Raw genomic sequence first — 26,271 nt, forward strand, 5'->3', positions numbered from 1 at the left:
GGTAGACCGGCAGGTGTGATCGACGAGGTCGACCTCGACCTGCCGGTGCGCGCGGCGCTTCCGGAGCTCGAGGCGGCGCTGGGGGAGCGCGGGGCTGCCGTCCTCGTCGCCCCGCCCGGCACCGGCAAGACGACGCTGGTGCCGCTCGCGCTCGCCCGGTCGGTCGGCGGACGCGTCCTCGTCGCCGAGCCGCGCCGCGTCGCCGTCCGCGCCGCGGCCGCGCGGATGGCGTGGCTGCTCGGCGAGCCGGTGGGCGGACGCATCGGCTACGCGATCCGCGGCGAGCGACGCACCGGGCCGCGGACCCGGGTGGAGGTCGTCACGACGGGGCTGCTCGTTGCTCGGCTGCAGCGCGACCCGGAGCTCGCGGGCGTCGACGCCGTGATCCTCGACGAGTGCCACGAGCGCCACCTCGACACCGACCTCGCGCTGGCCTTCGCCGTCGACGCGCGCGCGGCCCTCCGCCCGGATCTCCGCCTGCTCGCGACGTCGGCGACGGCGGCCGCCGACGAGCTGTCGGTCGCCCTCGACGGGCCCGTCGTCACCGCCCCCGACCCGATGCACCCCGTCGACGTGGTCTGGAGCCCGCCCCCGCGCCCCGTCCCGCCGCCGCGCGGGATGCGGGTGGAGCCGGCCCTGCTCGACCACGTGGCCGCGGTGGTGCGGCGGGCCCTCGCCGGGACCGACGGTGACGCGCTCGTGTTCCTGCCCGGGCGGAGGGAGATCGACGACGTCGCCCGACGTCTCAGCCGGGTGGACGACGGAGACGGCGTCGGGGCCGAGGTCCTCGTGCTGCACGGCGGGCAGGACGCGGCGCACCAGGACGCGGTGCTGGCCGGCCCGTCCCGTGGTCGTCGCGTCGTGCTGGCGACGTCGATCGCCGAGACCAGCCTGACGGTGCCGGGAGTCCGGATCGTCGTCGACGCGGGGCTCTCCCGGCGGCCGTGGACCGACCACGCGCGCGGCCTGGACGCCCTGGTCACGGTGCTCGCGTCGCAGGCCTCGGCGATCCAACGCGCCGGGCGCGCCGGCCGGGAGGCCCCCGGGACGGTGTACCGCTGCTGGTCGGAGGCCGAGCACGCGCACCGCGACCGCGATGACGCCCCCGAGGTGGCCCACGCCGACCTGGCCGGCTTCGCCCTGCAGCTCGCGCGGTGGGGCACGCCGGACGCCGCCGGACTGGCCCTGCTCGACCCGCCGCCGACCGCCGCGTTCGACGCGGCGCGGGAGGTGCTGCGAGGGCTCGGGCTCATCGGGGCGAGCGCAGCGACGGGAGAACGACCCGACGACGGCGGGCGCATCACCGAGCGCGGTCGCGTGGTGGCCGCCACCGGGGTCCACCCCCGGCTCGGGCGCGCCCTGCTCGACGGCGCGGAGGCCGTCGGGACGGACACCGCGACCGAGGTGGTGGCGCTGCTCGCGGTCGACGTGCCGGGCGACTCCGACGACCTCGAGGAGCGCCTGCGCGCGGCCCGGGCCACGAACGACCCGCGGTGGCGCGCCGAGGTCCGGCGGCTGCGTGGGGTGAGCCAGGGGGACGGGCTCCCTCGCCGTGGCGGCCGGCCCTCCGGCGCGGCGTCGGTCGTCGCCCTCGCGTACCCGGACAGGCTCGCCCGCGCCCGCGCTGACGACGCCCGCGAGTACCTGACGACGGGTGGCACCGGGGTCGAGCTCGCTGCGGGGTCACGGCTGCGCGGCAGCGCCTGGATCGCCGTCGCCGACGCCGCGCGCGGTCCGGGCGACCGGGTGGCGCGGGTCCGGCTCGCGGTGCCGATCGACGAGGACCTCGCCCGGGAGGCCGCCACCGGGTGGTGGCGCGACGACGAGGTGGTGGCCTGGGAGGACGGCGACGTCGTCGCGGAACGCCGCGAGCGTCTCGGCGCGATCGTGCTGGCCCGCCGACCCCTGGCCCACCCCGACCCGGCGGCGGTCACGGCCGCGGTGCGCGACGGCCTGGCCACCGAGGGGCTCGGGCTGCTGCGCTGGGACGACGCGGCGACGGCGCTGCGGGACCGTCTGGCCTTCCTGCACGCGGCGCGGGGCGATCCGTGGCCCGCGGTCGACGACGCGGCCCTGCTGGCCCGCCTCGACGAGTGGCTCGACCTCACGCGGGTGCGTCGCCGGGCCGACCTGGCGCGGGTGACGGTGGCGCCCGCGCTGCGCCACCTCGTGCCGTGGTCGGAGGCCGGTCGTCTCGACGAGCTCGCGCCGACCGCGGTCACGACCCCGTCCGGACGGCGCGTCCGTGTCGACTACACCGACCCCGCGGCCCCCGTCGTGGCCCTCACCGTCCAGCAGGCGTTCGGCTGGGAACGGGCGCCCGTCCTGGCGGGGGTCCCCGTCGTCGTCCACCTGCTCTCACCCGCCGGACGTCCGGCGGCGGTGACCGCCGACCTGGCGTCGTTCTGGGACACCGGCTATCCGCAGGTGCGCGCGCAGCTGCGGGGCCGGTACCCCAAGCACGCGTGGCCGGAGGACCCGCGGCGCTGACGACCGAGCCGCGCCGATCAGCGGGCGTAGCGTTCACGGGCCCGCTCCCGCGCCTTGTGCGCCTCGACCTCGCGGTCCTTCGGCGGGGCGGTGGTGACGAGTTCGTCGAGGAGCGTGCGGGTGCTCGCCGTGACCTCCGCGACGGCCCGGGCGAACGCTTCCTCGTTGGCCTTCGAGGGCCGCGACGACCCGCTGATCTTCCGCACGTACTGCAGCGCGGCCTCGTGCACCTCGTCGTCGGTGGCGGGCGGCTCGAAGTTGTGCAGGACCCGGATGTTGCGGCACATGCTGCGATCGTGCCCCACCGACCAGTGGTGGTTCGAGACCCGCGGGGCGGCGGCGGGCCGGCGGAGCTCGACTTCGTCACCGGCGATCAGACGGTGCACGGCGCTCCCCCGAATTGCGGGATCGGCCGGAACTTTCACCTCGAAGGGCACTTCGGTCGGGTCGCGGCTTGTTGAGTAGCTCCAGAGGATGTCCCAGACTTTCCGGGTGCCGACGACCTTGGAATTCGAGCGCATGGTGCGCGGAGCCTCTCTGCGTGTGACGCGTCCTCGGGTCGCGGTGTTGGCCGCGGTGCACGACCTTCCGCACGCGGACACGGACACGATCATCGAGGCGGTGCGCGCGACGTTCGGTGAGGTGTCCCACCAGGCGGTCTACGACGTGCTCCGCGCTCTCACAGAGGCTTCGCTCCTGCGGCGCATCCAGCCCAGGGGCTCCAACGCGCGGTACGAGTCCCGGGTGGGGGACAACCACCATCACGTGGTGTGCCGATCGTGCGGTGCCATCGCCGATGTCGACCGCGCGGTCATCGACGTCCCCGACCTCGCCGCCGCCGACCGCGCCGGCTACGAGATCGACGAAGCCGAGGTCTTCTACTGGGGCCGATGCCCCCGCTGTGTCACGGCAGCTGCTGCACGTGGCTCGTCGCGCGACACGTCCCGGTGGTAGGGCCACCGAGATCACCACTCACCCAGCGAAGAGAGAGGGACGGAGATGCCCGAGAGCATCAGCGAGAGCGAGAACCCGGCTGTCGCCTCCCCCACCCCGTCGACGCAGCGCCCGCGGACGAACCGGGACTGGTGGCCGAACCGGCTGGATCTGTCCGTCCTCCGCCAGCACTCGGCCCGCTCCGACCCGATGGGCGACGACTTCACGTACGCAAAGGAGTTCGAGCGCCTCGACGTCGAAGCGTTGAAGCGGGACATCGTCGAGGTGCTGACGACGTCGCAGGACTGGTGGCCGGCCGACTACGGCCACTACGGACCGATGGTCATCCGGATGACCTGGCACTCGGCGGGGACCTACCGCATCCACGACGGCCGGGGTGGCGGTGGTCAGGGCGCACAGCGCTTCGCCCCGTTGAACAGCTGGCCCGACAACGTGGGCACCGACAAGTCGCGCCGGTTGCTCTGGCCGATCAAGAAGAAGTACGGCCGTGCGCTCTCCTGGGCCGACCTACTGATCTTCGCCGGCCACGTCGCCTACGAGTCCATGGGCCTGAAGACGTTCGGTTTCGGTTTCGGACGAGAGGACATCTACGAGCCCGAGGAAATCTTCTGGGGGCCCGAGGACACCTGGCTCGGGGACGAGCGCTACAGCGGCGAACGCGATCTCGCCGAACCGTTCGGCGCCGTGCAGATGGGCTTGATCTACGTGAACCCGGAGGGACCCAACGGCAACCCGGATCCGTTGGCCTCTGCCCGCGACATCCGCGACACCTTCGGGCGGATGGCGATGAACGACGAGGAGACGGTCGCGCTCATCGTCGGTGGACACACGGTCGGCAAGTGCCACGGCGCGGTGGCTCCCGAGTACCTCGGGCCGGAGCCCGAGGCCTGCCCCGTCGAGGCGCAGGGCCTCGGCTGGCACAACACCTACGGCACCGGGAAGGGCGCGGACACGCTCATCAGCGGGCTCGAGGGCGCGTGGACCAGCGCCCCCACCACGTGGGACAACGGATATCTGGACAACCTGTTGAACTACGAGTGGGAGCTGACGGAGAGCCCCGCAGGGGCGAAGCAGTGGACGCCCACGAATCCCGAGGCGCAGGGGACCGTGCCCGATGCGCACGACCCGTCGCGGCGCCACGCGCCGATGATGTTGACGTCCGACATCGCGCTGAAGGTGGACCCGGTGTACGCGCCGATCATCAAGCGCTTCCACGAGAACCCGGACGAGCTCTCGGACGCGTTCGCCAAGGCCTGGTACAAGCTCTTGCACCGCGACATGGGCCCGATCTCGCGGTACCTGGGCCCATGGGTGCCGGAGCCGCAGGTGTGGCAGGACCCGGTGCCCCCCGTCGATCACGAGCTGGTCGACGACAGGGACATCGCGAGCCTCAAGGAGACGGTCCTGGAGTCGGAGCTCTCCGTCTCACAGATCGTCTCCACCGCGTGGGCGTCGGCGGCCAGCTTCCGAGGCACCGACAAGCGCGGCGGGGCGAACGGGGCGCGGATCCGCCTCGCGCCACAGAAGGACTGGGAGGTCAACAACCCGCCCGAGCTGGCGCACGTACTGCAGACGCTCGAGGGAATCCAGCAGGACTTCAACCGCGCGCAGTCCGGCGGGAAGAAGATTTCACTCGCCGACCTGATCGTCCTGGCCGGCTCCGCAGGTGTCGAGAAGGCGGCGAAGGACGCCGGCCAGGACGTCACCGTCCCGTTCACGCCGGGGCGTACGGACGCCTCGCAGGAGCAGACGGACGTGGACTCGTTCGCCGTGCTGGAGCCGAAGGCGGACGCGTTCCGCAACTACCTGCGTCCCGGCCAGAAGCTGGCGCCGGAGACCTTCCTGGTGGACCGGGCCTTCATGCTGAAGCTCACGCCTCCCGAGATGACCGTCCTCCTGGGCGGCATGCGGGTGTTGGATGCCAACCACGGGCAGGCTTCGCACGGCGTCTTCACCGACCGGCCAGGGACGTTGACCAACGACTTCTTCGTGAACCTGCTCGACCTGGATACCGAGTGGAAGGTCTCCGAGTCGGCGGAGAACGTCTACGAGGGCCGGGATCGCGCCACCGGCGAGCTCGAGTGGACCGCCACCTCCGTCGACCTCGTCTTCGGCTCGAACGCCGAGCTCCGCGCGATCGCGGACGTCTACGGCGCCGACGACGCGCAAGAGAGGTTCGTGCGTGACTTCGTGGCCGCGTGGAACAAGGTCATGAACCTCGACCGGTACGACCTGAGCTGATTCCCGCCATCGTGGGCACCTTGGGGGACGGCGCTGACGGTGCTCACGTTGTCTGGCTCAGTGGTCCGGTGGCCGCGTGGCGCGGAGGTCGGATCCCTGGCGCTCCGCGCTCGCGAAGGGCCAGGCTGGGAGAGAGACACCGACGAGGAGGACCGATGGCCCGCACACCGAGGGAGATCTTCGCGCACCACGCCGAGGCGCTGATGGCCGGCGATGTCGAGGAGATCGTCGCCGACTACGCCGACGACGCCGTGTTCATCACCCCTCAGGGCGTGCATCGAGGCAAGGACGGCGTTCGACAGGCCTTCACCACGCTCCTGGGCGACCTGCCCGACGCCCAGTGGGACGTGCCGCTGCAGATCTTCGAGGGCGATGTCCTCTTCATCGAGTGGTCCGCGGTCTCCGCGAAGACGAAGGCGATGGACGGCATCGACACCTTCGTCTTCGCGGGGGACTCCATCCGGGTCCAGACGGTGCGCTACACGCTCGAGCCCGCGTAGCGCCGCGACGGACTTCTCAGGGCTTGCCCAGGATCTGCCCGATGAAGTGCAACGCCGCCTCGCGGTTCTCCTCCCATGCGGGCTGGATCTGGCTGGGTGGGAGGACGAAGCCGCCGTCGGCCTGGCCGGCCGGGCGTAGCTCGATGGTGAGCGAGGGCGCGTCGTTCTCGCCGTAGGTCCAGTCCGCGGTGTCGCCCGCGGTCGGGTACAGGTCGGAGGACTGTTTCGCGGTGTAGGTCCGGCCGTGCACGTCGTGGATGAGGCGTTGCATCTCCTGCCCGATGGCGGTCATCTGCTGCCGGTCGGTCCCGTCGGGGACCGGGTCGGGGGTGTAGCCCCACGGGTAGAGGATCAGCTGCGAGTAGCTGTGGTAGGTCAGCACGCCCGCGACCTGCTCCCGCGCGACGAGGTCCCGGACCGCGCGGACCTCCGGCTCCGAGAAGGCCCGCGGACCGACGTAGGTCGCATCGGCCGGGACGTGGCTCGAGGTCGCCACGTCGAGGGTGCCCCACATGTAGCCGTAGTTCCGGTTCGGGTCCACGCCGACGGTGCCGTCGGGGTTCGGCCGGCGGTTCTTGCGCCAGAGGCGGTCGTGGGTGCGGGTGTACTCGTGACCGTCGGGGTTGACCATCGGGGCCACCCAGACCTCGCCCTGCTCGAGCCACGAGGCGACCGGCTCCTCGCCCGCCGCGGTGACGAGGTGCGACGCCAGCAGGTAGGGCACCTCGACCGCGAGCCACTCGCGGGCGTGGTGACAGCCCAGGACCAGGAACGTCGTCGTCCCGTCACGCTGCTCGCCGCGGCGGATCCCGACCCGCAGCGCCCAGATCGGGCGGCCCTCGACGCTGCGGCCGATCTCCCGGAGCTCGGCGACCTCCGGGTGCTCCTCCGACAGGCGCCGCAGGTCGTCCTCGAGGCTCTGCGCGGAGTGGTAGGCCGCGGCCGCCGCCTCGTCGCCGAACTGCGTGACGAAAGCCTCCGCGCCGGCGAGTTCCTCGACGCCGTAGCCCATGGCGAGGAGCCGCTCGGCCTGGGGCTCGGTGGCCAGCGCGACCACGTGGTCGTCGTGCACCTCCCACACGTCGAGGCCGAGCGTGGCGTCGAGCACCCGCTGCATGGACAGCCGCGGCGCCGTGGCCGTGATCCTCACGATGATGGTCATCTCGTCTCCCCCTGGTGCCGGTCGAGGAACTCCGTCACCGGCTCGAGTCGTTCGACGCGGGCGAGGCCCCGGCGCTCCAGCTCCGCCAGGTGGTCCTCGTCCGCCGCCACGACGATCGATTCGTCGTGGCGCTCCCACACGTCCAGCCCCCCGGCGTGCGCGAGCAGGCCGGCGACGTCGCCGCCGGCCGCGTCCAGGCGAGCGACCCACCGCTCGCCGGTCACGACCGTCCCCCCACCCGGTCCGGTGTTCGGGGCCGTACCGAACACCTACGCTCGTCCGGGCAGGCCCGAGGGAGGGGAGGGGTCGCGATGAGCCGTCCCGATGTCGTCCCGGCCGAGGTGGTGCTCCGGCCCGAGGCGGCCGGCGCCGACGTCGCCCGCAAGCTCGCCGACCACGGGCTCGAGGTCCTCGCCGTGGGGCGCTCCTCGGTGTCGGTCCAGGCGCCGCCCGATCGGATCGAGGCGGTTTTCGACACCGCGCTCGACCCGGCCGGTCCACCGCCCGGTGTCGAGGACTTCGGGCCCGCGGGTGCCCGGACGGCGTACCGCGCGGCGCGCCCGCTGCACGTCCCGGCCGACCTCACCGACGAGGTGGAGGCGGTGGAGATCGCCGAGCCACCCCGCATGATGATGTGAGGCCGGTCGGCGCTCACACCTGTTTCCAGGCGGCGAGTGCGTCGACCAGGCCGCTGCCGGTCGCGCTGTCGAGGCCCTGACCGGCCCGCAGCCCCACATGCGTGAGCTGGCCGTTCTGCCGGACCGGGTTGGAGATCCCGTTGGCGCTGCCCTTGACGACGTCCCGGGCCGTGGTGCGCAGCGCGGTCTTCACCTCCGCTGGGCTCAGGCCCGGGTTCTTCTCCAGCAGCAGGGCGACGACCCCGGCCAGCTGTGGGGCCGCGGCCGAGGTCCCGCTGATGACGCTCCAGCCGTCGTCGGCGACGGTGCCGTCGTGGGCTGCGGTGTCCCGGTCGATGTCGCACCCGGGCTCGAGCGGCAGCAGGATCAGGTCGGCGTGCGGCTTCATCCCCACGAGCCCGCAGACGTCCGGGCACGCGCGACCCGGGTAGATGCGGCTGACGAAGGCGCTCGCGTAGTCCGAGGCCTGCATGTGGGAGGACGCGTCGACCGACACCCCGCCGGCGGAGATGACGTCGGGGTGCATTCCCGGGAAGGCGATGTGGCCGTTGCCGGCCGAGAAGACCACCACGATCCCGTCGGCGACGGCCTGGGCGATCTCCGCCTCCAGCGCCTTGTGGAGGTTGGGGAGGCTGGACAGCGGGAGGCCGGTCGCCGGGTCGCGCAGGTCGAAGCCGAGGCTGACCGAGATGACGTCCGGGCCGAGCTTGACGGTCTCCTTGAACGCGGCCGCGAGGCTCGGTCCGGACTTCACGCCGATGAAGGTGACGTCGGGCGCGATGGCGAGGATGTTGGCCGCCTCGGCGGTGCCGTGCCCGACCTCGTCGCGGTGCAGGTCGCTCGCTCCCGGCCCGAGGATGCGCGACATCGTGTAGCCGTGGGCGACGTAGTAGGGGTGGTCGATCCGGAAGCCGCTGTCGATCATCGCCACGGTCACGCCGCGGCCCGTGGTGCCCTCGCGGTGCACCGCCGAGGCGTTCGTCAGGGCCGCCACGTCCCCGGGCACGACCAGGTGGTGCTTGGTGCGGCGAGGCGGCAGCACGGTGTTCAGGTAGACGAAGGGGGGCTGGACGTAGGCGCCCGCGACCAGGCCCGACAGGCTCGGGGGTGGCTCGACCGCGGCACCGACCGCCGGGGCGGCGAACGACATGGCCGACGGCCGGGTGAAGGCGGACTCCGGGGTCGGGACCGTGTACTCGGTCATCTCCGTCCCGAACGTCTCGGCGAACAGTCCCCGCGACCCCTCGATCGAGAGGGACAGTCGCGAGGTCGCGAGGATCCGGAAGCCGAGACGGGCGAGCTCGGCCGCCGCCCGGTCGAGCTGACCGGGATCCGCCTGCAGGTCCCCGACGGTGTCGCTGCGCGGTCGCGCGGCGGTGGAGAGCAACGTCGGCGCGCTCGATCCCGTCGGGCTGTCGATGATGATCTCGATGCTCAGCGTCTCGGTCATGTCGGTCATCGGCGCGGTCATCGCTACCCCCTGGGTGATGCGCAGAGGTTGGCGCTGCGCACGACGCCCGAGGTAGACGCTGAACGAGTGCATCACTCACGCGACCCTGTCGGTCACACTTCGCGGACGGAATCGGCGCCGCGATGCCTGCGCAGACCGACCACACCGGCGCGTCGGGGTTGAACGCGCCGGTCGTCACCGTGCCCGCCGCGGGGGGCTGCAGTAGACCGGTGGCCGTCGGGAGGAGGGCAAGGTGGAGGTCCGCAAGCTCGCCGTGCAGGTGGTCGAGTCCGTGTTGTCGATCGGGGGCATCCGGGTCGGCACGGAGGAACCGCACTTCCTGCGTCGGCCGTTGACGGAGCGCGTCGAGATTCGGCGCTACGGCCCGCGGGTCGCGGCGGAGACCGTGGTGGTGGCCGACGAGGGTCAGGCCCGCAACCTCGGGTTCCGCCGCCTGGCGCGCTACATCTTCGGCGCCAACCACCGCGGCGACGAGATCGCGATGACGGCGCCGGTGGCGCAGCAGTCGGCCGGGGGCGACGAGATCGCCATGACCGCACCGGTCGCCCAGTCCCGCGAGGGCGACGGTGAGTGGAGAATCCGGTTCTTCATGCCGTCGCGTTGGACCATGGACACCCTGCCCGTCCCCGACGACGACGAGGTCAGGCTGGTGACGGTGCCGGGGGAGACCGTGGCCGTGCTGCGCTTCCGCGGCGACCGCGGTCCTCGAGCCGTCGCCGCCCGAACCGACGAACTGCTGACGACCCTGAGCGACCACGGCGTCGACGTCATCGGGGACGCGGTGGCGTGGTTCTACGACCCGCCCTGGACCCTGCCGTTCCGGCGTCGCAACGAGATCGCCGTGCCGGTGGAGTACACCCCGAGCGGCGGCGAGCCCTGGCTCTCGACCTGATGGATGGTCGGTCAGCGTGCACGGCGACGTCACGGTGTCCATCAGCCCCACCGCGCCTTTGCTGCGTCCTCATCGCCGGATGCGACACTCCCTGGAACGTCACCTCGCCCGCAGCGCTGGAAGAGGGTCTCCAAGCCCTCCGCGCACTACGCGTCGACGGCGTGGAACACCTACTCCCGGCGGGCCTCCATCACCCGACTCGCCTGCTGACGAGGTACCGGGTCACGACATCCAGCCGGCTTTGTAGCACAGGTGCTATCATCTCGGTATGGAGCAGGTGGGACTGCGCGAGCTGCGACAGAACGCCTCCGAGCTCGTCCGCCGCGTCGAGGCCGGCGAACGCATCGAGGTGACCGTCTCGGGTCGGCCGAGCGCGCTCCTCGTTCCGACCGAGTCCCACCGGTGGCGCGTATGGCAGGACGTCGCCGACGTGTTCGCCGGCGCGGGCGATCCGGACTGGGAGTCCGATCGAGCACTGATCGACCAGGAGATGCAGGATCCCTGGGCCGCCCGGTGAGGGCCATTCTCGACACCAGCGTCCTGATCGGCGCCGACGTCCCCGCACTCGACGGGGAGCTGGCCATCAGCACGATCTCGGTCGCCGAACTGCACTACGGCGTCCTCGTCGCCTCGTACCGCGAGGTCCGGGGTGAGCGCCTGCGGCGCCTGACCGCCTTGCGCTCGTTGTTCGACCCGTTGCCCGTCGACGACGCGGTCGCCAGCAGCTACGGGCTGCTCGCGTCCGCCGTGGCCGGCATGGGGCGCAGCCCGCGGCCCCGCAGCATGGACCTCCTCATCGCGGCGACAGCGCACGCTCACTCGGGTCGGCTCTACACCCGCAACGCGGCCGACCTACGAGGGCTCGAACGCGAGATCGAGATCGTCGCGGTCTGACTCGTCCCCGCTCTGGACGAGCCGACGGCGGTGCTGCGGGGGTGCGAGTGGGCACACTGCACCTGTGAAGTGGGTCTCACGCGCTGCCCCGGTCATTGCGACGGCCGCGGCCCTCGCCGGTCACGACCTGCTGCAGCGCCGGCACGCGTTGCTGCGAAACTTCCCGGTGCTGGGGCACGCCCGCTACCTCATCGAGTCCATCGGCCCGGAGCTGCGGCAGTACATCGTGGCCGGGGACAACGAGGAGCGTCCTTTCACCCGCGACCAGCGACGGTGGGTCTACGCGTCGTCGAAGCTGGAGAACAACTACTTCGGGTTCGGGACGGACAACGACGTCGAGCACACCCCGGGCTACCTGATCGTCAACCACCGCACGTTCGGCCGGACGACACCGACCTCGACGCGCGGCCCCGACGTGCAGGGCACGGTGCCGTGCGCGAAGGAGCTGGGCGCTGCGCGCGGCCGCCGGCACGCTTTCCGGCCGGCCTCCGTGGTCAACATCTCGGGCATGAGCTTCGGGTCGCTCTCCGGGCGTGCCGTCGAGGCCATGAACAAGGGTGCGGCCATGTCGGGGTGCCTGCACAACACCGGCGAGGGCAGCATCTCGCCGCACCACCGTCACGGCGGCGAGCTCGTGTGGCAGATCGGCACCGCCTACTTCGGTTGTCGGGACGACCAGGGACGCTTCGACCTGGAGCGGCTCAAGGACCGGGTGGCCGCGTCGCCGGTGCGGGCGCTGGAGATCAAGCTCAGCCAGGGTGCGAAGCCCGGGCTCGGAGGCCTGTTGCCGGCGGCGAAGGTGTCGCCAGAGATCGCGGAGACCCGCGACATCCCGCTGGGGAAGGACTGCGTGAGCCCCTCGCGGCACACCGAGTTCTCCTCGACCGACGAGATGCTCGACTGGGTGGAGATGCTCGCGGTGGAGACCGGCCTGCCCGTAGGCATCAAGTCCGCGGTGGGCGACCTGGGCTTCTGGCACGAGCTCACCGAACTGATGGCGCAGACCGGTCGCGCGGTCGACTTCGTGAGCATCGACGGGGGAGAGGGCGGCACCGGCGCCTCCCCGCTGGTCTTCACCGACTCGGTGAGCCTGCCGTTCCGGCTGGGCTTCAGCCGGGTCTACTCGGTGTTCGCGGAGCGCGGCCTGCACCATGACGTGGTCTTCATCGGCGCCGGGAAGCTGGGCCTGCCCGACAACGCCGTCGTCGCCTTCGGCCTCGGCTGCGACATGGTCAACGTGGCGCGGGAGGCGATGCTGGCGGTCGGCTGCATCCAGGCGAAGACCTGCCACACCGGGAACTGCCCCACGGGCGTCGCCACCCAGAACGCCTGGCTCGCGCACGGGCTCGATCCGGACCTCAAGGCCGTGCGGGCCGCGAACTACGTCAAGACCCTGCGGCGAGACCTGCTCAAGGTCGCCGAGGCCGCCGGCGTGGAGCACCCCGCACTCATCCCGGCCGACTCCATCGAGATCCTCACCGGCCAGAGCGTCGCCACCCCGTTGACGGAGGTGTACGGGTACCGGCCGGACTGGGGGTTCCCGTCGCCGTCCGACCGGGACCGGATCGTCCAGCTGATGGCCTGAGCACGAACGACGTCGTCGGCGATCCCGGCCGGTGGGGGTGTTCCGATGCGAATACTCCGTGCGTGGACATCCGCACGAGGAACCGGGTGACCCCGACCGGGCGCGCGGACGCCCGCGCGATGGTCTTCGCACACGGCTTCGGTTGCGACCAGAACATGTGGCGGCTCGTCGCGCCGGCGTTCGCCGAGGACCACCAGCTGGTGCTGTTCGACCACGTCGGCGCCGGCGGCTCGGACCTCTCGGCCTGGGACCGTGAGCGGTACGACTGCCTCGACGGTTACGCCGACGACGTCCTGCAGATCGCCGACGAGCTCGACCTGACCGACGCCGTGCTGGTCGGACACTGGTGAGCGCGATCATCGGTGTCCTCGCCGTGGCGCGGGCCCCGGAGCGGTTCTCGCGCCTGGTGCTCGTCAGTCCGTCGCCGCGCTACATCGACGATCCGCCCTACCGCGGTGGGTTCACCGAGGCCGACATCGACGAGCTGCTCGACTCACCTCGACAGAGTTTGGTGCACCGTCGTGTTCGGCCTGCTGATCCCGCTCGAGGGCGGGTTCCGGGTGACGCTGGCCAGTGGCGGCCACCCGCCGGTGCTGGTGGTGCGTGCCGCCGGTCGGGTGGAGGCGCTCGACACCTGAGCCTCCCCGGACGCCGCTGACCGACGATGCATGCCCTCCGACATGCGACCCACCATCCGCCGGCACGCTCCCGGGGAGGCGCTCGCCTCTCCCGGCTGGGCGGTGGGGCCTGCGGGAAACCCGACGTGCCGAAGACGGAGGTGACGCACTGCTCGCGACCGCACAGATGCCTCGCCTGCACCGCCAGGCCGGCGGCACCGCGTCCAGCGTCGGGGTTCTGCGTCGAGCCCTTCGCCGATGGCTCGTCGGCGTCCTCGACGACGAGGACGCCATCGACGACCTGACCCTCGCGGCCAGCGAGGCGCTGGAGAACGCCGCGGATCACGCCTTCGTCGGGCGCGGCTCCCCGGGCACGATCACCGTCTCCGCGGAGGTCGAGCACGGGAGCGAGGCGCGCGCCGTCGTCGTCACCGTCGCCGACGACGGGTGCTGGCGACCGCCGAGCGCGGACCCGGGCCATCGCGGACGAGGCCTCGCGATGATCGCTCGTCTCGCCGGTGCGCACTGCCTCGTGCCCGGTCGCGACGGGACCTCGATCACCCTGCGACACGCCTGCTGACGGCGGACGCCGGGACTCTCCGGCGAGCGCTGTGCGCCGCGCCCCTCGGCGATTCAAGCCGCGTCTCCGCGGACGTACATCACGGACCGCGTGAGCAGCGGCCGCACCACGGCACCGCTCGCGCGGAGGCGCTCGTGGTGCACCCGGAGGTGATGGCCGCAGAACACCAGCTCGCCACCACCCGCGATGCGCACGAGGAACGCCGCGCGTGCGATGCAGCGGTCACAGGTCGCCGGTGCGGTCGGCTGCGGTCCGACGTGGTCGGTGGTCATGACGCTCGCCTCCTTCGTCTCGGCTGTCGTGAGACCCGAGGCTGCGCCGGAGCCGCGGCGACCGGCAGGGGGCCAGCCCTCCGGGCGTGGGGGCCGACCCTCGTTTCATGTGGACGAGCGGGAGTCAGGGCTCGTGGGTGGCCCCGGCCGCGTCGAGTCGCGCGCGTACCGCCTCCAGGCGGTCGGCCAGTTCGGCCTCGTCGATGACGTTGCGGGTCACCAGCGAGTGCGCCAAGGCGACGAGCTGGTTCTCGGGGTGGGGCAGCGAGCTGTACACCTCCCGGGAGAGGCGGTCCTCGTCGTCGCGACGGGTGAGCAGGGGCAGCGCCGCGCCCTCCTCGTCGAGCGCATCGCACATCGCATCGAGGCTGGACTTCCACGGCGGCACCGGGTTGGTGACGCGGTACCGCGCGGCCATCCGTTCCCACGTCTGGTCGTGCTTGACGATCTGCTCCAGCGTCCGCACCCGGGTGGACGGGACGTCGTGGTCGGTCGTCATGTCTCCCCCCGCGGCCTAGTCGCCCGCCACCGGACGGCGTGCGGGATGCAACGGGCGGGTCGCGTTCGTGGTCACCCCGGGCTTGGGCAGGGCGACCCCGATCAGGCAGTCGCGGGTCACGATCTCCGCGAGCTGCGCCTCGCTCCACCCCTCCGTGCCGGCCGGTCGGACCGGCAGCACCATGAACCGGTGCTTGGAGTTGGAGTCCTCGACGCGGATCTCGACGTCCTCGGGCAGGTAGAGACCGAACTCCGCGAGGACCTGGCGCGGCCAGCGCACGATCCGGCGACGGTAGTTCGGCGTCCGGTACCACTCCGGTGACATGCCCAGGATCGGACGGGGATAGCAGGAGCAGAGGGTGCAGACGATGACGTGGTGCACCGTCGGCGTGTCCTCGAGCACCTCGAAGGCGGTGAAGTCGCTGGGGGTGCCGAACCCGGTCGGGTGCAGCCAGTCGACGCCCATCTCCTGGGAGGCGGCGATCGCATCGTCCAGCGCCAACTGCCGGAAGTCCGGGTCGAGCCAGGCCTTGGCGACGAAACGGGACCCCGCGGCCGGCTCGAGCTGCTCCACGTGCTCGGTGTAGCGCCGGTGGTCCTCGGCGGTGAACAGGCCCTTCTCGATGGCGAGCTCGCGCAGAGCGATCTCCAGCACCTCGAAGTCGGTGACCTCCTCGACCATCGGTGCCGTACCGGCGTGCTCGTGCGTGTCGTGCCCCGACCCGCCCAGGTCCGTCTCCGCCATCCCGTCTCCTCCTCGTCCCCGCGGCCGGTGGTTAGGCCGCCCGACGGAGCCACCGCTCCGAGATCTCTGCCTGGAGCGTGTCGGTCGCACACCCCGTGTATGCCTCCCAGAGGTCAGCCATCCGGAAGCGCACGATGTAGAACCACTCCGGTTCCTGGTCCTCGCGGTCGAACGCTTCGTCCTCGGGCGCCAGGCTCTCGTACGAGACCTTGGCCACCGTTCCGCGCTTCCCCCTCAGGTATTCCTGCGTGCGCGTGTAGAAGATCGTCGGCAACTCGCGCACGACCACCTCGTCCCCGACCGCGAACCCGGGCGTGCCCCCCGTGCCGGAGAAGCACTGCGGATCACCCTTGCCGACCGCTTCCCGGTGATGACGGTTCCGGGGGACGGCCTCGGTGTCCCCGGTGGCGCGGGGCGTGGCGTCGACGGGGCCGCCGGTGCCGTCGACGTAACGCTCCCGGACCTCGCTCACCCGCTCGATCAACTCACCGAGAGTGATGTGCCGCTTGTCGACCAGGCACCGGGCGATCGCCCACAGCCAGCGGCCGTAGTAGGGCAGGCCGAGGTAGTTGGTCCGTCCGAGGTCGACGTTCCCGATCCTCCGGCGTTCCTCCGACGTCCAGATGCCCCGCCAGCCCAGGACCTCGCACGTGACGAACGTGTTGAGCTCCCACTGCTCCTCCTCCTTGTCCTCGAACAAGGCGGGGGCGTCGGGCTCACCGCCGACGTCGTGCGAGGTCTTCATGTATGCGCGGAACGCCTCGTGATCGATCTGATCCGGATAGGCCCAGTCCTGGACGCGGTGCAGCGCCACGCGCAGCTGGCTCGAGAGATCGCCCATCGCGGAGTTGCCCACGACCGTTCCCCCGTTCGGAAGAGTGGGTATGGCTCAAACGGAGATCACAGTAGTGCGGATCACACAACTCAGGAAGGGCGAGCCTTGCGGGACGTCAGCGGTCGGTCGCGCGGATGGGCTCGCCGATGAGGTCGGCGACCTCCTTGGGGCCGACAGCACGACCACCGGCGAGGGGCCGAGCTCGACGCCGGTCGCGCCCGCGCGCTGGTAGCCGAAGCGCTCGACGTCGGGGTTGATGGCGCGGTCCGAGGAGGACACCACTCCCCTTGGTGGTGAGGTCCTCCAGGCCGGGGTGGTCGCGGGCTCGCCGAAGACTGTGGTCAGCCTGTCCCGGGCCTTCGGCTCCCAGCGGGCGGCCGTCGGAATCGCTCCCTGGTCTCGGGCCCCCGGCCCGCCGCGACATCCTCGCCGTCCTGGCCGCTGACGCCGACGGCTGCACCGCGGTAGCTCGATGGTCTCCCCGCCGACCGGCATCTTGCCGGTGAGCTCGCCCTCGCCGTTCCGCTGGCCGCTGGCGGGCGACTCGACCGCCAGCCGCTCGTCGACGATCCGGTTGCGCAGCACCCGGTGCGCCACGTCCGGCCACTCGATGTCGAAGAGCTTGGTGTAGTAGGTGTCGGCGGCGGTGGCCTCGACGACACGGTCCTTGTACACCGCGCGCGATTCGTCGCTGCACAGGAACCGCGTTGCGAGCGGTACCGCCGGTGCGTCCAGGGCCAGGGCTAGGGCCAGGGCCAGCGCGGTCGCGGCCAGTCCGCGACCGTCGGCGATTCCGCCCGAGGCCACGACCGGCAGCGGCGCCTCGGCGTCGACCATCGACAGCAGGAGGTCGGCCCTGGACAGCTCCATGCCCGAGGGGCGGCACCTCCATACGCTGTCAACGATCTCCAGCAGCTCCATCAGCTGGAGTGGACGAGCGGTGGGCACAGCGTGGAGTCACGATGAAGATCGCTCCGCAGGCCCGTGACCAGGGGGTAGGGTGCGCGGTCAGGGACTCGAACCCCGAACCCGGTGGACGAGAGTCACAGCGGCGACAGTGATGCCTCGCGCTCGTCGGTGCTGGTCAGCAAAGGTGCGGTTCAACGTCGGTCTTTCGCGGTCGCGATCCATGAAGGGCCACGGCGGGTCATGGCGTGTCGTAAGCAGTTGTCATTGCGCGGCCCCAAGCTTGATCGACCGGGCCGGACTCGCCGTATCACCGAGCAGGTCAGTGGGCGGTGCCGTGACGGCAACCATGTCGCTCAGGACTTGCGGGAAGCTGACCGGTCCTCCCGCTCCGACGCCGGCACGTCCAGATCGACTCAGGCGGTGCAGGTTGCCGACGCGGCATCTGGGTCGGTCCACCTTGCGGCGCGCCCCTGGGTGAGCTCGAGGGGCGTCACGGCGGAAACGTCGTCCGCGCCGGGCGAAGTCGGGGACGATCGCAGGTAAGCCAGCACCTCGTCGATCGTTTCGGGTCCGCTCGCGTGGCGTGGTCCGGGACGATAGTGGCCGCGTCGAGCGACACGCCGAGGTCCGGTGCAATGCACCGGGCGATCACACGCCCTTCCGGATGAAGGACGACGCTGACCGCCTCCTCGTCGCGGCCATGGACTACGACGCTAGCTCCAGTCATGACGCCAATTAGGGCTCTTGACCTGCTAATCAACTTCCCCCAGGTCGTGCGACTGTCTCGGCGTGGTGTCGCCGGGAGCGGGCTTGCCGCTGGACTTTCGGCGCCACACCACACCAGGTGACCTCTCGCCTGAGGGAGAAGGCCCAATGCCGCGGGGGAACTTCACCACTGGCCGGCCGGACCGAGCTCGCTGGCCCCGCCCCCTTCGCCTTCTTGGGCGGGGGTTGCGGCGGTTGGAGCGGGGGGACGACGAGACTGATCCTTTCTGCGCAGCCTTGCGACGGGCATGAGCGGGCGGACGCTACGCAGTAGCAGCTCTACCACGCTGCGTGTCCCTCAACTTCTCAATCTTGGTTCTATCGAGTGAGGTCGAGGCCCGCGCCGACTGCGGAGTGTCACACTCGTTTGGGCTTGCCGGCGACGACTGGAGCGCCCGATGTCGATGATCGTAAAAGCCTTGCCCCTCCCGTCTGTGCAGCACGCAAATGCAACACCGGGTGAACGCGCTTTGTCGTGGCTCCTGCGGGTAGTGGCGCCTCAAGGGCAGCGGATTTGAACGGCCTGTTGTGGAAGTACCGCTGCCAACGACACCATACCGAGCAACCGATATGAGATCGTCAGAGGACCATCAACATGGATGTGTTAGATCAGAAGCTGCAAGGTCGATTGACCCAAACGTTGCATCCAAGGCGTGAGCACCAGCGATCCGTGCGGGAGCTGCTGGCCCACGGCATCTTCGCGCGTCAAGAGGACATTTCTCGGGCTGATCGCGTAGCACTAACGTATGAACGAATGCGCATCGTCGGAGGCTGGGCCGCACCCGGAAGGAGCTTGGTGGCCGACTCGCACCGCTACGTGACCCTGATGGAGCACGTCGCCGTGCTGGACCCAGCCTTGTTTCTCGCCTTGGGGGTGCACTATGGGGTTTGCCTCGGCACGTTGGAGCATCACCGTCGTTCACCATACGTCTCGAAGATGGTGGCCGAACTCGACGAGATGAACGCGGTTGCGGTCATTCTGACGACAGAGCTCGGCCATGGCACCAGCCAGGGCGCAAGTCGGACGCTGGCGCGCTTCGATTCGGAGAGCGGGGATTTCCTCCTTCGCACTCCTGACGTCGGCGCGCGGAAATTCATGGCCAACGTGGCTGCACCAGGAATCCCCAAGATTGGGATCGTATATGCGACGGTGATGCAGGACGATCGCGCTTGTGGAACCTATCCGTTCCTCGTGCCGATCCGTGACCACCAAGGGGCGTGCACCGGGGTGCATGTCGTCGGGCTCGGGGACGCCGGTCCGGTTTCGTTGGACCACGGCCTGGTGTCGTTCGACGACGTGCGCGTCCCTTATGAAGCGTGGCTGCGAGGCAGCGCGGACTTCGACGCTGTTGGCGACTTCCACGACCCGCTCGGCGATACTGGCGAACGCTTCGTTCGCTCGGTCGCGGGCGTCGAGAACATGTGGCTCGGGTTAATTGCTGCGGCAGGGGCAACCGCACGAGCCAGTGCTGCCGTGTTCGCGCGCTATGTCCAGCAGCGAAAGACCGCAGGCGGCCTTGCAGGGTGGGTCCCGGTGATGTGTTACAGGAACATCCAAGAAGCACTCTTCGGCGCAATGGCCGAATCCTACGCGCTGACCTTCGTTGTCAACGAGACAGTCCACGGCCGTCGGGTCTTCCGAGACACCGGCGCTGGTGGCCGCGGTCAGGCAGACGCGAAGAGCGCAACGTGGACCGCGCTGAACCGTGACCTCGCCCTGATCAAGGTTCTGGCCACGGAGGCGACGGGGCGGGTCGCGGCCCGCTGTCGGGAACGCTGCGGAGCGCAAGGGGTCCTGTTGGCGAACCGCCTTGTCGACTACGAAGGGTTTGCGCATGCTGGGAAGGCCATTGCGGGCGACAACCAACTCTTCCTCCTCGACGCGGCGCGCAACATCGTCCTCGCGGGGGACCTGACGAGTGCGCCGCGTGAACGGAGCTCGGAACGGGGCGCGGCCGACCTGCGCGATCCCGCGGCCCTTTTGGCCCTCGCGAGGCTCCGGGAGCATCGACTCCTGAACGAGCTCGGCCGACACGTCGAAAGCAGTCTTCAACTCGGCGCCAGCGAGTTCGATGCTTGGAACGAGGTGCTGGTCCTCGCCTGTACATTGATGGAGGCCCGCGGTTTGGTCGCCTTCCTAGAGTCGTTCTCGGCGGCTTTAGAAACTGCTGATCCGGACGGTCGCCGCCTGCTGTTGCCTCTCCAAATTCTATACAGTATTGAAAGGGTCGAAGGATTTGCGGGGTGGTACCTTAGCGAAGGGCTGGTGAACAACGACTTCCTCAGCGCCATCCCCGCGGTGAAGAACGAATGCTATGACCTGCTGCTGCCTTCGCTGGAAGTCCTTGTCCACGCCCTCGATGTTCCGGAGAACCTGATCCAGGCTCCCATCATGGCAGAGGACTACGTTACCGCATTCCCGGGACCTGCCTTCTTGTCGACCAACCATCCGGGGAAGTGACGACCGGTGAACCTCCAACTCCACAGATCGGGGTCTCGACCCGACTTCATGGTCCAGGACCCCGCTGCTGTGCTACCAACCTTGCCCTCCGAGCGCGCTGCGACCGCGGCTCGCAAGTACACCGCTGACGGTCTGACCGGCCTGGCCGAAGATCGTGTGGTCCACGCCGCTCTAGATGACGTGGCCGATAAGAAGAAGCCCGTCTTCATGTTCGCCGGCCACGGCAGCCAGTGGCCGGGAATGGCGCTCGATCTGCTGCGATCGTCAGCGGTTTTCGAGGAGCAAATGAACGCCTGCGCCCGAGCCTTCGCACCTCACCTCGACTGGTCGTTGCTTGACGCGCTGGCCTGTGAACCCTGCGCACGTACGCTTGAGCGCGTAGATGTGGTGCAACCCGGACTATTCGCTGTGATGGTCTCACTAGCGGCGTTGTGGCGTTCCTGCGGGGTTGAGCCAGCCGCAGTCGTTGGCCACTCGGTGGGCGAGGTCGCCGCCGCCCACGCCGCCGGCGCCCTTTCGTTGGAAGACGCCGCTCGAGTAGTCGCGTTGCGTAGTCGCGTCCTCGTCGAATTGACGGGGTCGGGGGCGATGGTGGCCGTGCCCCTGCCGGCCCGTGATCTGCGCCCCTGTCTAGAGCCTTACGGTCGACGACTCGACATCGCCGTGGTCTCCGGGCCCGCGTCAGTGGTCGTCTCTGGTGACACTGATGCAGTGCAGCAATTGGTCGACGAGCTCTTCACCCAAGGTGTCCGCGCGCGTCGGGTCGCGATCGACTACGCATCGCATTCGTACCAGGTGGACACCGTGCGGGACCCGCTCATCCGCGCCTTGTCTTGGATCAGCCCGGCCGCCGGAAGCGTTCCCTTCTACTCGGCGGTGACAGGCGGCCTACTCGATACGCGCGAACTGGGGCCGGAGTACTGGTATCGCACGGAACGACAATCAGTCCAATTCGAGCGGGTCACCCAGGCGCTTCTCGATCACGGGTACGACACCTTCATCGAGATTAGTCCCCACCCGCTGCTGACCGTTGGCGTACAGCACGTCCTCGAGGCCGCCAAGGTTGAGGCCGTCGTGGTCGAGTCCTTGCGTCGCAATGATGGCGGACTGGGGCGGTTCTACACATCGCTAGCCCAAGCCGAGCACCCGTCGACCCGCAAATCCCAGGCTGGTGTTGTACCCGAGATTGCATCGACGGCCCTAGCGCAGCGACTGGCGCCACTGTCCGATACAGGACGACGTTCATTGCTCCTCGAGTTGGTACGGACCGAAGCTGCCGCTGTACTGAACGAACCCTTGTCCAACTCGATCGCCAGCGATCGTTCCTTCCTGGACAGTGGGTTCGATTCCCTCACTGCACTCGAATTCCGCGATCGCATCATTGGAGCTACCGGACTTCGCCTGCCAATTACCCTGGTCTTCGACCAGTCGACTCCACGAGCCCTCGTGCAGCATCTGTTGGCGATGATGTCAACACAGACGTGCACGGAAGTCATGAAGGTCCCGACCGTCACCGCCCAGGTTGAGGCTCAAGATCACGCTGACTCCGTCGCCCGGCTCGACCTTATCGATCAAATGGGTCTCGATGAACTGGTCCGGATGGCATTGCATGGCGGAGACGTTGACGGTATCGCAGCTTCCCCTCGAGTGATATGAGAGAGTAATGACGATCACGAAGCAGCACGTTACTGAGGCGCTGCGAGCTTCCTTGAAGGAGGCAGAGCGAACGCGTCAGGAGAATCGTAAGCTTCGCGCGGTTCTGGAGGAGCCGATCGCCATCGTCGGAATGGGCTGCCGCTACCCTGGGGGAGTGCGGTCGCCGGAGGGACTGTGGCGGCTGGTAGAGGCTGGAGAGGACGCGGTCGGAGAATTCCCTACCAATAGATCGTGGGATTTGCCGAACATCTATGACCCTGATCCGGACCGGCCAGGCAAGTGCTATGTGCGAGGGGGCGGCTTCATCTACGATGCCGATCAGTTTGATGCCGCCTTCTTTGGCATCAGCCCAAGGGAAGCCTTGGCGATGGACCCCCAGCAACGCTTACTGTTGGAAACCTCCTGGGAGGCTATTGAGCGCGCCCGAATCGATCCCTTTACGCTCAGAGGCAGCCAGACGGGCGTGTTTGTTGGTGTGATGAATCAGGGTTACGGCGCGCGCGCGAAGTATGCGTCGGGGACCGCCAGCGCACTCGAGTTTCTCGAGGGCTATGTCATGACGGGCACTGAGACCAGTGTGGCCTCGGGTCGACTCGCCTACACATTTGATCTGGACGGCCCCGCGCTCACAGTAGACACCGCCTGTTCGTCATCCTTGGTGGCGTTGCACCTCGCGTGCCGCGCATTACGCCATCACGACTGTGCATTAGCTCTCGCCGGGGGCGTAACGGTGTTACCTACCCCGACGTGGTTCGTCACATTCAGCCGCCAGCGGGGCCTCGCGCCAGACGGTCGCTGCAAGCCCTTCTCGGCTCGTGCTGACGGCACCGGATGGGCCGAAGGTGTAGGTGTCGTCCTGCTCGAGCGCCTTTCCGATGCGCTGCGCCAGAACCGTCGGGTGCTGGCCGTCGTCCGGGGAAGTGGCGTCAACCAGGATGGCGCCAGTAATGGCTTGAGCGCCCCAAATGGAGCTGCACAGCGGCAGGTGATACGCCTGGCGCTGGCCGACGCGCGCCTCTCGGCAGATCAGGTGGACGTTGTGGAGGCCCACGGCACTGGCACAAGATTGGGCGACCCCATCGAAGCCCGCGCACTGCTCGAGACGTACGGACAAGGCCGATCAGACGGTAATCCGGTCTGGTTGGGGTCACTGAAGTCCAATATCGGCCATACCCAAGCTGCAGCCGGTATTGGCGGCGTTATCAAGATGGTGATGGCCATGAGGCAGGGTCTGCTCCCGCGCAGCCTGCATGCCGACGTGCCGTCGCCCAACGTGGAATGGTCATTGGGCGCCGTGCGGCTTCTCTCGGAGGCTGTCCCATGGCCCCACACACCCGTCCGCGCCCGGCGGGCAGGAGTGTCGTCGTTCGGGATCAGCGGCACGAATGCCCACGTAGTCCTCGAGGAGGCCCCTCTAGCTGAGAAGGAAGGTGCCGCAGAGCTGGGCGTGGACGCGACCCCGAAGTTGAGTCCGTGGATACTGTCCGGAAGGTCTGAGGCGGCGTTGAGATCCCAGGCGCAGCGGTTGGCCGCCACTGTGGCTGCCGACGCCGGATTGGCCACACCGGACGTGGGTTTCTCCTTGGCCACGACCCGCTCAACCTTTGGACATCGAGGTGTGGTACTCGCCTCAGATCGAGCTGGCTTCATCAGCGGTCTGGAGGCCTTGGCCGAGGGCTGGGCCGCGCCCGGCGTGGTGAGCGGCGTGGCTCGCGAAGCCAGTACTGTCTTCATGTTCCCTGGCCAAGGGAGCCAATGGCCCGGTATGGCTTCGGACCTGTTGAAGTCCTCGGATCTATTCGGCGAGCAGATAGGAGCTTGCGCACAAGCCTTGGCGCCTCATGTTGGCTGGTCTCTCCTAGACGTGCTTGCTGGTGAGCCCGGTGCGCCCGAGCTCGACCGGGTCGACGTGGTCCAACCGGCGCTGTTCGCCGTGATGGTTTCGCTGGCGGCGTTGTGGCGTTACTACGGAGTGGAGCCATCTGCAGTGGTGGGTCACTCCCAAGGCGAGATCGCCGCGGCCTGCGTGGCAGGCGCGCTCTCCCTAGAGGACGCGGCCCAGCTGGTGGCTGTACGAAGCCAGCTCCTCGTTGAGTTGACCGGACGGGGCGCGATGGCGTCGGTGCCGCTGTCGAGGGAACAGCTCCTGCCCCTACTCGGAGACCAGGATGATCGATTCGGCATCGCGGCGATCAATGGGCCGAGGTCGACGGTCGTCTCGGGTGAAAGTCGCGCGGTGGAGGCCCTGGTTGACGAGCTCGTAGCGGAGGGCGTGAGGGCGAAGATGATTCCCGTCGACTTCGCCTCGCACTCCCCGCAGGTCGAGGCCGTGCGTGAGCGACTACTCGAAGCCGTTTCACCGATCGCGGCGTACGTCGGCCACGTGCCCTACTATTCCACGGTCACAGGTGGCTTGCTCGACACGCGAGCATTGGTGGGCGAGTACTGGTATCGCAACCTCCGCCAGCCAGTCCGCCTTCACGAGGTGATCAAGACTCTCCTCGAGCGGGGACACAACATTTTCGTCGAGGTTAGCCCCCACCCGGTGCTGACCTTCGGGGTGCAGTCTACGCTGGAGGATGAAGGCAGTGACGCTGTCGTGATCAATTCGCTACGCCGTGACGACGGCGGTCCAGAACGACTTATGACGTCATTCGCCGAAGCACATGTAAACGGCGCTAGTCTCGACTGGCGTTCAGTATTCGCCGACATGCCCGCACACCAAGTCGATCTGCCGACCTACGCCTTTCAGCGTCAGAGCTTCTGGCTGGCCACGCCGAACGAAGCGTCCTCGTCGATGCAGAGCCCGCCCGAGCCCGGTACGAGAACCCCCAGTGAGAGCAACACCACAACGACGATCGCTGAGACGCTACGGGGGCGCCTGGGAGCCCTCTCGGACACGGAACGGCAGGCAGCAGTCATGGAGCTGTTGCGTACGGATGCGTCTTTCGTACTCGGGCACTCTCGTCCGGAGGACGTAGACCCGCACCAAAGCTTCGTGGAACAGGGTTTCGATTCCCTCATGGCCATCGAATTCCGTAACCGGGTCAACGTCGCCACCGGACTCTGCTTCCCGACAACACTGATACTCGAACACCCATCGCTTACCGAACTCGTGCCACATGTGCTTGGAGAGGCGCTCGCGTCCACTCAAGGAGGGCGGCAGGCGGACCCGCAAGTACGCGTGCCTGATGCACCTGCGAACTCCGTGAGCGGCCTCGATACAACCATTGGATCACTGTTTCGCCAAGCGTGCGCAAAGGGCAAGTACGGGCAAGGAATCAGTCTGCTCGCGGGCGCGGCTGACCTTCTTCCGAGATACGAGACGTCGTCGGAAAATGCTCGCATGATTCAGGTCACACAGTTGTCAGGAGGCGCCACGGCGCCGCGCTTGATCTGTTTGCCGTCGATTGCAGCGCCCTCGAATGTCAATCAATACGGTGCCCTAGCGTCGAGCTTTCACGGCCGCCGCGAGGTGTTGGCCGTTTCCGTCCCAGGCTTCATCGAAGGTGAAGGGATCCCTGCGTCTCTTGGCGTCCTAATTCAAGCCCTGGGCGAGGTGGTCGTGAGGTGCGCGGAGCGGGCACCTTTCGTGCTCGTTGGCCATTCGAGCGGGGGGTGGCTGGCGCATGCCACAGCCAGTCATCTCGAGAGCTTGGACTGCGGTCCAGCCGGCCTTGTCCTCATCGACACCTATCTGCCGCAACGGGTCGTGGAACTGAGCAAACGCTCGCAGTTGATGGAGCTCATGTTCGAGCGAGCGGAACCTTTCGGCCTCATGAGCGACACACGGCTGATATCGATGGGGGGCTACCTTCGCCTGTTTTCTGAGTGGGTGCCAGAAGCGACCGCAGTCCCAACTCTCTTCGTGCAGGCCACTATAGAAATGGTCGACCCAAGGCTCTCACAACCCGACTATTCCTATGACTGGAGGGCGCGCTGGGATCTGCCACATGACCTGACCGAACTGAGCGCCAACCACTATACGCTGATGGAAGAGCGAGTCGAGAAAACCTCGGGCGTTATCGAGAAATGGTTGGATTCGTTCGCAAATCTGCGCAATGCAACGCAGAAGATGATCGTCCCTTGATGGATCGCGTCAGCTC

The 26,271-nt window shown here is 68.9% G+C and carries 23 protein-coding genes and 1 pseudogene; 15 read left to right on the top strand and 9 right to left on the bottom strand.

Annotation, left to right across the window (positions count from 1 at the left end):
* Positions 1–15: 15 nt before the first annotated feature.
* A complete protein-coding gene (hrpB, locus tag C8D89_RS17335) occupies positions 16–2,490 on the top strand; it encodes an ATP-dependent helicase HrpB (protein WP_116709392.1) in 2,475 nt (824 codons plus the stop codon).
* A gap of 17 nt (positions 2,491–2,507) precedes the next feature.
* On the opposite strand, the gene C8D89_RS17340 is transcribed toward hrpB, so the two are convergent.
* Positions 2,508–2,876: a DUF2277 domain-containing protein gene (locus C8D89_RS17340; RefSeq protein WP_423717121.1), complete on the bottom strand. Its 369-nt coding sequence runs from the start codon at positions 2,874–2,876 to the stop codon at positions 2,508–2,510.
* Between the two features lie 106 nt (positions 2,877–2,982).
* Between C8D89_RS17340 and C8D89_RS17345 the strand changes: the two genes are divergently transcribed.
* From C8D89_RS17345 to C8D89_RS17355, 3 genes are all read left to right on the top strand, one after another.
* Entirely contained in the window at positions 2,983–3,444 is a 462-nt protein-coding gene (locus C8D89_RS17345; protein WP_116709528.1) for a Fur family transcriptional regulator, read from the top strand.
* Between the two features lie 45 nt (positions 3,445–3,489).
* Positions 3,490–5,685 (top strand): catalase/peroxidase HPI, encoded by a 2,196-nt coding sequence (katG, locus tag C8D89_RS17350; RefSeq protein ID WP_116709393.1) that lies wholly within the window; start codon positions 3,490–3,492, stop codon positions 5,683–5,685.
* Between the two features lie 155 nt (positions 5,686–5,840).
* Positions 5,841–6,185 carry a nuclear transport factor 2 family protein gene (locus C8D89_RS17355; RefSeq protein ID WP_116709394.1) on the top strand — a complete coding sequence of 115 codons (345 nt, stop codon included), beginning with the start codon at positions 5,841–5,843 and terminating at the stop codon, positions 6,183–6,185.
* Between the two features lie 16 nt (positions 6,186–6,201).
* On the opposite strand, the gene C8D89_RS17360 is transcribed toward C8D89_RS17355, so the two are convergent.
* Positions 6,202–7,347, bottom strand: a complete 1,146-nt coding sequence (locus C8D89_RS17360; RefSeq protein ID WP_116709395.1) for a M14 family metallopeptidase — start codon at positions 7,345–7,347, stop codon at positions 6,202–6,204.
* Positions 7,344–7,571, bottom strand: coding sequence for a hypothetical protein (locus tag C8D89_RS17365; protein ID WP_133251939.1), 228 nt, complete (start codon positions 7,569–7,571; stop codon positions 7,344–7,346). The genes C8D89_RS17360 and C8D89_RS17365 overlap by 4 nt, the downstream gene beginning before the upstream one ends.
* An 87-nt stretch (positions 7,572–7,658) precedes the next feature.
* Between C8D89_RS17365 and C8D89_RS17370 the strand changes: the two genes are divergently transcribed.
* Positions 7,659–7,985 (top strand): hypothetical protein, encoded by a 327-nt coding sequence (locus C8D89_RS17370; protein WP_116709397.1) that lies wholly within the window; start codon positions 7,659–7,661, stop codon positions 7,983–7,985.
* 13 nt (positions 7,986–7,998) lie between these two features.
* Here C8D89_RS17370 and C8D89_RS17375 read toward each other — a convergent pair whose 3' ends face one another.
* The gene (locus tag C8D89_RS17375) at positions 7,999–9,456 is read right to left on the bottom strand and encodes a S8 family serine peptidase (RefSeq protein WP_165825759.1); all 1,458 of its coding nucleotides are present in this window, start codon (positions 9,454–9,456) and stop codon (positions 7,999–8,001) included.
* A gap of 232 nt (positions 9,457–9,688) precedes the next feature.
* Between C8D89_RS17375 and C8D89_RS17380 the strand changes: the two genes are divergently transcribed.
* The 7 genes from C8D89_RS17380 to C8D89_RS17405 all read left to right on the top strand — a co-directional run bounded on the left by C8D89_RS17380 (position 9,689) and on the right by C8D89_RS17405 (position 14,024).
* The gene (locus tag C8D89_RS17380; RefSeq protein WP_116709399.1) at positions 9,689–10,348 is read left to right on the top strand and encodes an SOUL family heme-binding protein; all 660 of its coding nucleotides are present in this window, start codon (positions 9,689–9,691) and stop codon (positions 10,346–10,348) included.
* Between the two features lie 268 nt (positions 10,349–10,616).
* The gene (locus tag C8D89_RS17385; RefSeq protein ID WP_116709400.1) at positions 10,617–10,865 is read left to right on the top strand and encodes a type II toxin-antitoxin system Phd/YefM family antitoxin; all 249 of its coding nucleotides are present in this window, start codon (positions 10,617–10,619) and stop codon (positions 10,863–10,865) included.
* Positions 10,862–11,242 (top strand): type II toxin-antitoxin system VapC family toxin, encoded by a 381-nt coding sequence (locus tag C8D89_RS17390; RefSeq protein ID WP_116709401.1) that lies wholly within the window; start codon positions 10,862–10,864, stop codon positions 11,240–11,242. The genes C8D89_RS17385 and C8D89_RS17390 overlap by 4 nt, the downstream gene beginning before the upstream one ends.
* A gap of 64 nt (positions 11,243–11,306) precedes the next feature.
* Positions 11,307–12,827 (top strand): FMN-binding glutamate synthase family protein, encoded by a 1,521-nt coding sequence (locus tag C8D89_RS17395; protein WP_116709402.1) that lies wholly within the window; start codon positions 11,307–11,309, stop codon positions 12,825–12,827.
* Between the two features lie 86 nt (positions 12,828–12,913).
* Complete coding sequence (locus tag C8D89_RS30335; protein ID WP_243418199.1) at positions 12,914–13,177, top strand: alpha/beta fold hydrolase; 264 nt, start codon at positions 12,914–12,916, stop codon at positions 13,175–13,177.
* 171 nt (positions 13,178–13,348) lie between these two features.
* A complete protein-coding gene (locus tag C8D89_RS30340) occupies positions 13,349–13,465 on the top strand; it encodes a serine/threonine-protein phosphatase (RefSeq protein ID WP_243418200.1) in 117 nt (38 codons plus the stop codon).
* Positions 13,466–13,631: 166 nt separating this feature from the next.
* Positions 13,632–14,024, top strand: coding sequence for an ATP-binding protein (locus C8D89_RS17405; protein WP_116709403.1), 393 nt, complete (start codon positions 13,632–13,634; stop codon positions 14,022–14,024).
* Between the two features lie 53 nt (positions 14,025–14,077).
* Here C8D89_RS17405 and C8D89_RS17410 read toward each other — a convergent pair whose 3' ends face one another.
* The 5 genes from C8D89_RS17410 to C8D89_RS30345 form a co-directional block, all read right to left on the bottom strand.
* Positions 14,078–14,296 (bottom strand): DUF7455 domain-containing protein, encoded by a 219-nt coding sequence (locus tag C8D89_RS17410; RefSeq protein ID WP_116709404.1) that lies wholly within the window; start codon positions 14,294–14,296, stop codon positions 14,078–14,080.
* A 124-nt stretch (positions 14,297–14,420) separates the two neighbouring features.
* Positions 14,421–14,795, bottom strand: coding sequence for a thiocyanate hydrolase (locus C8D89_RS17415; RefSeq protein ID WP_116709405.1), 375 nt, complete (start codon positions 14,793–14,795; stop codon positions 14,421–14,423).
* Between the two features lie 15 nt (positions 14,796–14,810).
* Positions 14,811–15,539, bottom strand: a complete 729-nt coding sequence (scnC, locus tag C8D89_RS17420; RefSeq protein ID WP_116709406.1) for a thiocyanate hydrolase subunit gamma — start codon at positions 15,537–15,539, stop codon at positions 14,811–14,813.
* 31 nt (positions 15,540–15,570) lie between these two features.
* The gene (locus C8D89_RS17425; protein WP_207787278.1) at positions 15,571–16,395 is read right to left on the bottom strand and encodes an SH3-like domain-containing protein; all 825 of its coding nucleotides are present in this window, start codon (positions 16,393–16,395) and stop codon (positions 15,571–15,573) included.
* Positions 16,396–16,428: 33 nt separating this feature from the next.
* On the bottom strand, positions 16,429–17,295 hold the full coding sequence (locus C8D89_RS30345; RefSeq protein WP_243418201.1) for a nitronate monooxygenase: 867 nt from the start codon (positions 17,293–17,295) through the stop codon (positions 16,429–16,431).
* Positions 17,296–18,844: 1,549 nt separating this feature from the next.
* On the opposite strand from C8D89_RS30345, the gene C8D89_RS17435 reads away from it, so the two are divergent.
* The 3 genes and pseudogenes from C8D89_RS17435 to C8D89_RS17445 form a co-directional block, all read left to right on the top strand.
* Positions 18,845–20,509 carry an acyl-CoA dehydrogenase family protein gene (locus tag C8D89_RS17435; RefSeq protein ID WP_165825761.1) on the top strand — a complete coding sequence of 555 codons (1,665 nt, stop codon included), beginning with the start codon at positions 18,845–18,847 and terminating at the stop codon, positions 20,507–20,509.
* Between the two features lie 81 nt (positions 20,510–20,590).
* Positions 20,591–22,165, top strand: coding sequence for an acyltransferase domain-containing protein (locus C8D89_RS17440; protein ID WP_165825762.1), 1,575 nt, complete (start codon positions 20,591–20,593; stop codon positions 22,163–22,165).
* Positions 22,166–22,226: 61 nt separating this feature from the next.
* Positions 22,227–26,255, top strand: a pseudogene (locus C8D89_RS17445) (type I polyketide synthase); the annotation flags it as partial.
* Positions 26,256–26,271 lie beyond the last annotated feature (16 nt).

This window comes from Actinomycetospora cinnamomea (genome assembly GCF_003096675.1).
Classification (GTDB): domain Bacteria; phylum Actinomycetota; class Actinomycetes; order Mycobacteriales; family Pseudonocardiaceae; genus Actinomycetospora; species Actinomycetospora cinnamomea.

Excerpts from the sequence above, each read along its gene's own strand:
- katG (WP_116709393.1), top strand. The coding sequence starts at position 3,490 with ATGCCCGAGAGCATCAGCGAGAGCGAGAACCCGGCTGTCGCCTCCCCC.
- C8D89_RS17355 (WP_116709394.1), top strand. The coding sequence starts at position 5,841 with ATGGCCCGCACACCGAGGGAGATCTTCGCGCACCACGCCGAGGCGCTG.
- C8D89_RS17360 (WP_116709395.1), bottom strand. The coding sequence starts at position 7,347 with ATGACCATCATCGTGAGGATCACGGCCACGGCGCCGCGGCTGTCCATG.
- C8D89_RS17370 (WP_116709397.1), top strand. The coding sequence starts at position 7,659 with ATGAGCCGTCCCGATGTCGTCCCGGCCGAGGTGGTGCTCCGGCCCGAG.
- C8D89_RS17375 (WP_165825759.1), bottom strand. The coding sequence starts at position 9,456 with ATGACCGCGCCGATGACCGACATGACCGAGACGCTGAGCATCGAGATC.
- C8D89_RS17385 (WP_116709400.1), top strand. The coding sequence starts at position 10,617 with ATGGAGCAGGTGGGACTGCGCGAGCTGCGACAGAACGCCTCCGAGCTC.
- C8D89_RS17405 (WP_116709403.1), top strand. The coding sequence starts at position 13,632 with ATGCCTCGCCTGCACCGCCAGGCCGGCGGCACCGCGTCCAGCGTCGGG.
- C8D89_RS17410 (WP_116709404.1), bottom strand. The coding sequence starts at position 14,296 with ATGACCACCGACCACGTCGGACCGCAGCCGACCGCACCGGCGACCTGT.
- C8D89_RS17415 (WP_116709405.1), bottom strand. The coding sequence starts at position 14,795 with ATGACGACCGACCACGACGTCCCGTCCACCCGGGTGCGGACGCTGGAG.
- scnC (WP_116709406.1), bottom strand. The coding sequence starts at position 15,539 with ATGGCGGAGACGGACCTGGGCGGGTCGGGGCACGACACGCACGAGCAC.
- C8D89_RS30345 (WP_243418201.1), bottom strand. The coding sequence starts at position 17,295 with ATGGAGCTGCTGGAGATCGTTGACAGCGTATGGAGGTGCCGCCCCTCG.